We start from the raw sequence: 7,226 nt of genomic DNA, 5'->3' as shown, positions 1-7,226 counted from the left end.
GGACCGGTCTCCCCCGTACGTTGGGTTTGAGGCGGAGCTGATGTTGTAGACCACGTTGTCAACGCAGATGCCGTTCCGGGCCTGGTCTTGGCCGGCCGGGCCCGTGGCTTCAAAGCCGATGAAGTCGATCCCGATGTTGTCATTGTCGTGGACGATGTTCCCCGCCACTCTGAACCCGTCGACGTTGCCGTTCAGCACCAGGGATTCGCTTTGGCCGAGCTTGCAGTTCCGGATCTCGTTGGCTTCCACGACGATGTTGGTGATCGGGGTGGCGGCGGTGCCGTAAAAGGCGATGCCGTGGGCGTTTCCGTTGGGGCTTTCGATGTTGTGGACGAGATTGTTGCGGAGCTCGATGAAACTCGAGCTTCCATCCACGCTGATTCCCATCGGCGTGTTGCCCGCCAGGAAGGTCTGCACCGTCATGCCGATGACTCGAATGTAATTCTTGCTGCTGATGGTGATGCCCTGTCCGGATTTTCCGGTGCCGTCGAGAATGGCCCCGGACTCGCCGCGCAGGGTGATGAAACCGGCGGCTGCCGACCCGCTGCGGCCGAACGTGACGGCTTCGTTGTAGGTCCCGGCCCGCACGGTGACCGTGTCGCCGGCCTGGGCAGCGCCGACACCGGCAGCGACCGTGGCGAAGTCCCCGCCTAGGCAATACCCGGCACGAGCAAGGCACCAAGGAGGGCCACCAGGCGGAGCCGCTTGAAGAGAACCGACATGCGGATTAGAGATTCCATAGAACGGCTCGTATTATCAGGTGGAGTGGAGACCCGAAACATTGAGAAGACGCGATTCATACGCTTTGTAGCAATCCCGGGGCCATTCGCGATCTCGTGTCAAATCAGCGCTCCGTCAGCGACTTACATACCTGCCCATGGAGGGTTCCCGTGCAATCCGCGGCATCATCGCGCCCAGGGAGTGAGCGCCCCAGGGAGCACAGGAAGGCCGCGACATGCTCCTATGTGGACAGTCGTCCGAGTGCGCGTCGTGCTGGCCATGGAGCACACCACATGATCAACCATTGAGCCCGCAATGAATTGAGAAATATCGCATGGGCCATGGCCAGAGTGGCATCGGTTCTGCTAGTTGACCGGAGTCTGTCCCTCGAGGGCGACGTCCGGCCGCGTTGGGAGTTAACCAAGGGCATCGCAAGGAGGGCAGCGCAATGAAGGCAATCAGGCCGTTCCTGTGGTTCGACAACCAAGCCGAAGAAGCAGCCCGTTTCTACACGTCCATTTTCAAGAACTCCAAGATCGGGACCATCGCCCGCTATGGGGACTCGGGGGCCGCGGCCGCCGGAAGGCCGAAGGGATCGGTGATGACGGTGACATTCCAGCTCAACGGCCAGGAATACATGGCGCTGAACGGTGGTCCGCATTTCAAGTTCTCGGAGGCGTTCTCGTTCATGGTGAGCTGCGAGAACCAGAAAGAGATCGACGAGTTCTGGGAGAAACTCTCCGACGGCGGCCAGGAGGGACCGTGCGGCTGGCTCAAGGACAAGTACGGCCTATCGTGGCAAGTCGTTCCGGCCGCCTTGGACGAGTGGATGAAGGATGCGAGTGGGGCTGAGAGAGTGATGGCGGCCGTCCTCAAGATGAAGAAGCTGGATATCAAGACTCTGAAGGAAGCCTACGAGCAGGGCGAAAAGGCTGGAGTCCGCTAACAGAGAGGAGTTCCGTCGTGGCCACGCAGGTGCAGGCTGTCACCGAGAAGGAAATCCATATCGCACATCAGGAGCTCGAGCACCCGACCACGATGCGGGTCCTGAAAGCGTACCCGCCAGCGAAGGCGTCATTCAGGCCGCACGACACGTCGATGACGGCGATGGAAACGGCCTGGATGATGGCCTGCGTGCAGCTCGATCCGGACGAGGTCATGGCCGACGAGATGAAAATGACCGGGCCGCCGCCGATTCCGAAGACATGGCAGGAGCTGGTTGCCGCCTACGAGAAGGCGCACACCGAGTTCGTTCGGAAGCTGCGGGCGATACCGGATGAAGCCCTGAACGGGACCGTCCGCGTGCCGGTCGCGAAGGACCGGATGGAGGAGCATCGCCGGGGAGATGTGCTCTGGTATTTCCTCCACGCGCTGGTTCACCACCGCGGCCAGCTCTCCGTCTACCTGCGCATGGTCGGCGGGAAGGTGCCATCGATCTACGGGCCGTCGGGCGACGAGCCCTGGTGACTTCCTACGCCGCCCCGATTCATGGGGCGGCGGCGATTGCTCCCAGGGCTGGTGTGGGCTCGCGCGAACTCAATCCTTGCGGCCCGGGACCCGACCCTCACATCGGACTCGACCCCCGCGAATGAATCGCGTACATTCCCGCCTCTGTTTCATGCGCGCATTACGACCAACACCCATCTTGAGGAGGCACGAATGCTACGCGGTCTCGTGATTTTGGCGGTCGCCGCAGCCCTGCTCTTCATCCCCCTTCAAGCGGCCGACGCTGCGTGTGACGTCACCCCATTTGTCGGCGCTTCGGTCCCGACGAAGACGCTGCTGATGGTCACGAGTGGGAGCACCGCGCTCATTCGCAATCGGACACACACGGTGTACGGGCTCGGCGTGGGCGCATCGTTCGGGAAGCGATTCGGGGCGGAGCTGGTCGCCGGAGCCGGCAGCGGCACGATCGAGGTCGTGGGCACCACCTCCATCGAGCTGGCCTCGACGCTGCTCTTGGCAGATCTGCGCGGGAAGGTGCGGATTGCAGGTGGAGATCAGGGCAACATCGGCATTCTGGGGGGAATCGGGTACACGACTCAGAAGATCGGGCTCTTCGATTTCGCGAAGAGGACCGATGCGGGTGAGTTCAAGGGTAAGCTGACCGGGGTCGTGGGCTTGAGCTTCGGCGCGGCCCTTTCCGATCGGCTTCACCTCTCCATGGAGATGGTGGATCGAATCCGCCAGCAAGGCGCTGAGCTTACGGCTACGACAACCGGACTCGTCGAGCCGACGCAGCACGACGTTATGATCACGGCCGGCCTGAGCTTCCCGCTCACGAAGTAGCGGTTCAGGCCGAGCGAAGCACGAACGCCGGCGGATGCAAAAAGGCGCCCCAGGAGTTCATGATCTCCTGGGGCGCCTGTTCTTGCGGTGCGATCCGACCTACGTGGTCAGGATCACGACCTGCTTGATCTTCCGGAACTCCTTCGGGTCGACGATGCGGAGCTCCACCATGTCCTTTCCGACCTGCGCCAGGACGTAGCTCGAGACCGGCTGGGCGCTCAAAACTTGGACCTTCTCGGAAGGGATGCGGATCACGTTCTCCTGGTCCGTGTCCAGGGGGGTGAAGGCGGCTTCGTTGAGCGTGCCCGAGGGCTTGAGGGTCTTTCCGAGCCCGAGGACGCCGCCCTTCGACTCCACGATTCCTGACTTGGTCAGCTCTTTCTTCGTCCCAATGGTGTAGAAGACCGTGGCGAGCTCATGCTGCTTGTCCGTGACTTCCTGCGTCTTCTGCTCGACCGTGGCGGAAAGTCCCGTCACTTGGGTCTGCAAACCGTCCACCTGCGTGCTGAGCTGGGCGATGCGCTCTTCCTTCTCGGCCACCGAGCTCCGGAGACCGGCCACCATCTTCTCCAGCCCTGCGATCTTGATCCCGTTCTTCTTCAGTCGGGAATCCAGCATCTGGATACGGTCCTTGGTGCGCTCGATCGCGCCCTTGAGCATCGCGATGCGCTCGAGCACCTGGTCGTGGACCGTGGGGGGAACCTGCACTTCGGCCTGGCTCTGGGCCGCGACACCACGTAACCCATTCTCGCCGAGAACGATGGCGTTCAGGCTGTCCTGGATCGTCGCGATCTCGGTGAGAGCCGCTCCGTAACGACTCCGCGTGCTTTCATCTTCGGACTTTAATTGGGTGTAGCTCTCGACGGATTTCTTGTACTTCGAATAAAACGCCCCCGTGGTGCCTACGAACACCAGGCTGATGAGGGCCAAAGCGATGACAACAGGTTTACGCATGATCTGAGCCCCTCCTTGTGTGCGAATGGCTTTGAGCGGCAAGCCAACGTTGAACGGTTCCTGCGCATCCTACATAGGGTCGGACGCCTCCCCGCAACATCATGTGGTCGCATAACAAGTGCCATCCTGCGTCCGCGGGCCCGAACGCACGGGCCGGGGTGAGTGTCCAAGCGATTCCGGCCCTTGCCCTTGCCAGCCGGCAAGAAGCCGGGTTTGGGACCGAATTCCCCAGGGCGCCCCGCGTCCGCTGCTGTACTCCCAGGGACGCTCAGGCGCGGGACTGGACCGCGTAGGTCAAACCCCGCATTCTCTGTCAGGTTTTCCGCTCCCAGAGCCGCTTCACAATGAAGGCCCAGCGTCGGGGTACAATTGGGGAAGGCGGTTCCATACGTTGACCCCAACAAGGAGAGTCCCATGGCCACGACACTCCAGGCTCGCAGTCTCTTTCCAGCATTGACCGTGAATGACCTCAAGAAGAGCATTCAGTTCTACAAGGACGGGTTAGGATTTTCGATCAAGGAGGAGATGAAGGACGGAGGCGTGCTCCGGGGCGTCATTATCGAGGCTGGAGGGGTAGGCCTGGGGATCTCGCAGGACGATTTTGGGAAGGGCCGCGACCGGGTGAAAGGCGTGGGAATGCGCTTTTACCTCGAGACCGATCAGGATATCGCGGCGCTCGCGAAGCAGGCGAAGACGGCGGGGATCACCCTGAACGATGGGCCCGGACCTCTTCCCTGGGGACCGATCGGATTCACGGTGACGGACCCCGACGGATTCAAGATGACGATCTCGAATCCTGCGTGAGCGGGGTCCGATCCGATTTGAGCAGACTTTTGCTTTGCCTCGTGGTGCTTGGCGCGCTGGCCGTGGCGAGAGGACGGATCGAGACGGAGGGCAACCTTGGCCGCACCGATCTCTTTCTCTCGCTCGGCGGCGGTCATAGCCTTCCGGAGGCGGTAGAGGAGCGCGCGCTTGCGGGACGATCCGAAGCGTGGTATACTCCGTGGTTGAAGGTCCCCGCCTGAGCTTCAATCCCCCACCCCGCTCCATCGACATCAATTGCCTCGGCACCTCGCGCACCGCCGGTTGGTCTCCCCGGTCCCCTTACGATCGACGCTCGTCCGGACCATTTGAGACATGCCGGGAATCCAGAGGTGCGATTCATGTCTCTCATCAACCGAGGTGTCCTTGTCTTCTTCCTCTGCACCGTGCTCGTCCCCGCCGCACGCGCCGCCGATCCCACGCAGCTCTACGAGAAGGAAGGCGACGGCAGTTTTGATTTCTTCTCGCAATCCATCGCCGGTCTCGGAGATCTGAACGGCGACGGGCACGCCGACTTCGCGGTCGGCACCCCGTACGGGAATACCGCGACCGGAGGCTTCGCGGGCTACGTCGTCGTCTATTCGGGCGCCACCGGCGAGGCTCTCTACCGAATCGAAGGGCAGACCGGAACCGAGTACCGCGGGTGGGTGCGCGGTCTGGGTGACGTGAACGGCGACGGCACGCCGGACTTCGGCATCGGCGCGTCTGCCGCGATCGTGGACGTCAACGTGGCGTTCTTCAATCCGACCGAGCAGGGCTCGATCAAGGTCTATTCAGGAAGGACCGGTCTTCCTCTCTACGAGATCCTCGGATCCGATCCGATGAAGGATTTCGGCCGCGCGTTTGCCGGAATCGGCGACGTCAACGGTGACGGGGAAGGCGACATCGTGGTCGGAACGGCATTCGTCACGATCGGCTCCTTGGCGGAGGCCGGCGCGATCCAGATTTTTAGTGGCGCGGATGGGTCGCTCATCCGCCGCATCGACGGCAACGAGGTGGAAGAGCACTTCGGCCTCTCGGTGGCGGGCACTGGCGACCTAGACCGGGATGGAGCGTCCGACATTGTCGTCGGAGCGCCCGGGCCCTTCGGCGGGAGCCACAACGGGACGGTCATCGTCTGCTCCGGGGCGACCGGGGCGGAGATCTACCGGATCCGTGGCGAAGCCCCGTCCGATCGCCTCGGCTGGTCCGTGAACGGAGCGGGCGACATCGACGGGGACGGCATCCCGGATTTCATCGCGGGCGCCGTCGAGGGCACGCTCGGGATCGGGGTTCAACAGGGGATGGTGAAGGTCTTTTCCGGCGCGACCGGTGCGGCGATCTACCGGCTCGGAGGGGTGTCGTCCTATGACCGCTTCGGGGCGTCCGTGGCCGGCGCGGGCGACGTCGATGGAGACGGCCGGGACGATTTCATCGTGGGTGCGCCGCTCGCGAAACCCCCTAGCAACCCGTACTCGTACTACGGCGCCGCCTACGTCTATTCGGGCCGCACCGGCTCGATCCTGTTCGACCTCGCCCCACCCGCCTGGGAGATCTACTCCACCGGTACGTCCGTGGCTTCGGCCGGGGACGTGAACGGAGACGGCCGCGCCGATGTGTTGATCGCGGCGCCGTTCTATCCGAGCTACTTCGCGCCCATCCCGGGCGAGGAGCTCATCTCGAATGGGTACGCGTGGGTCTACGCGCTTCCGGCCCCGGTGATCGCGGTCTATGTCGACGTCCGGCCTGGAGAATGCCTCAACGATCTCAACCTCGCCTCGCGAGGGAAGCTCCCGGTCGCTCTGTTAGGTGGCGACGGATTCGACCCTGCCCGCGTGGATCCGGGCTCGATTCGGCTCAATGGCATCGCGCCGGTCCGCGGGGCTATCACGACAAAGGACGTCGCGGCGGCGAACCCAAGCGGGGCCGAAGAATGTCGCTGCAACACCCTTCCCCCGGACGGTTTCCTCGATCGGGTCTTCTGGTTCGATGTCCCGGCCCTTGCCGCGACGTTGCAGGCACCGGGCACCGGACCTAACGCGGTCCTCACGCTCACCGGCACGACAATCGGCGGCGCGCGCGTCACCGGCGCCGACTGCGTCCGGGTCGGACGCGGCGGGATCCGCGACCTCGCCTCCATCCGCGGGAATGGAAGCGCGGCCGGCGAATTTCTCTTGGACTATCGAGTTCCGGTGGAAGGCGCGAGCGTTCGCATCACGATCTATTCAGTGAGCGGCCGCCGCGTGGCCGAGTTGCGGAACGGCGTCGAGGCGGGCGGCGAGCACACGGTTGGGTGGGACGGCCGCGACCTACGGGGCGCGCGAGCAGCGGCCGGAATCTACTTCGTCAAAACCGAGGTGGCGGCGGAACTGGACGTGTCCAAGGTGACGATACTCCACTAGCGTCGGACTTTTGGACTGACCTTCTGCGCCATTCCCGGGAGGGGCCCGGCGCGCGGGCAA

Annotated in this window: 8 protein-coding genes; 6 read left to right on the top strand and 2 right to left on the bottom strand. The window is 63.4% G+C overall.

All coding sequences use genetic code 11. The annotated features are described in order from the left end of the window. Positions 1-588 (bottom strand): hypothetical protein (locus E6K79_04260; protein TMQ66080.1); only part of this gene is annotated, 588 nt, incomplete at its 3' end. A gap of 580 nt (positions 589-1,168) precedes the next feature. Between E6K79_04260 and E6K79_04255 the strand changes: the two genes are divergently transcribed. The 3 genes from E6K79_04255 to E6K79_04245 all read left to right on the top strand — a co-directional run bounded on the left by E6K79_04255 (position 1,169) and on the right by E6K79_04245 (position 3,009). After that, entirely contained in the window at positions 1,169-1,666 is a 498-nt protein-coding gene (locus E6K79_04255) for a VOC family protein (protein ID TMQ66079.1), read from the top strand. Positions 1,667-1,683: 17 nt separating this feature from the next. Continuing rightward, positions 1,684-2,187 (top strand): hypothetical protein, encoded by a 504-nt coding sequence (locus E6K79_04250; protein ID TMQ66078.1) that lies wholly within the window; start codon positions 1,684-1,686, stop codon positions 2,185-2,187. A 192-nt stretch (positions 2,188-2,379) separates the two neighbouring features. Then, positions 2,380-3,009 carry a hypothetical protein gene (locus E6K79_04245; protein TMQ66077.1) on the top strand — a complete coding sequence of 210 codons (630 nt, stop codon included), beginning with the start codon at positions 2,380-2,382 and terminating at the stop codon, positions 3,007-3,009. A gap of 99 nt (positions 3,010-3,108) precedes the next feature. On the opposite strand, the gene E6K79_04240 is transcribed toward E6K79_04245, so the two are convergent. Next, positions 3,109-3,963: a hypothetical protein gene (locus E6K79_04240; GenBank protein TMQ66076.1), complete on the bottom strand. Its 855-nt coding sequence runs from the start codon at positions 3,961-3,963 to the stop codon at positions 3,109-3,111. A 414-nt stretch (positions 3,964-4,377) separates the two neighbouring features. On the opposite strand from E6K79_04240, the gene E6K79_04235 reads away from it, so the two are divergent. The 3 genes from E6K79_04235 to E6K79_04225 all read left to right on the top strand — a co-directional run bounded on the left by E6K79_04235 (position 4,378) and on the right by E6K79_04225 (position 7,166). Next, positions 4,378-4,767, top strand: a complete 390-nt coding sequence (locus E6K79_04235) for a VOC family protein (GenBank protein TMQ66075.1) — start codon at positions 4,378-4,380, stop codon at positions 4,765-4,767. Between the two features lie 17 nt (positions 4,768-4,784). Next, positions 4,785-4,988 carry a hypothetical protein gene (locus tag E6K79_04230; protein ID TMQ66074.1) on the top strand — a complete coding sequence of 68 codons (204 nt, stop codon included), beginning with the start codon at positions 4,785-4,787 and terminating at the stop codon, positions 4,986-4,988. Between the two features lie 138 nt (positions 4,989-5,126). Beyond that, positions 5,127-7,166 carry a hypothetical protein gene (locus E6K79_04225; protein ID TMQ66073.1) on the top strand — a complete coding sequence of 680 codons (2,040 nt, stop codon included), beginning with the start codon at positions 5,127-5,129 and terminating at the stop codon, positions 7,164-7,166. The last annotated feature ends 60 nt before the right edge of the window (positions 7,167-7,226 follow it).

Source organism: Candidatus Eisenbacteria bacterium, from assembly GCA_005893305.1.
Taxonomy (GTDB): Bacteria; Eisenbacteria; RBG-16-71-46; order SZUA-252; family SZUA-252; genus WS-9.
Note: the sequence above shows the minus strand (reverse complement) of the source record. Positions and strands in the feature narration are given on the sequence as shown.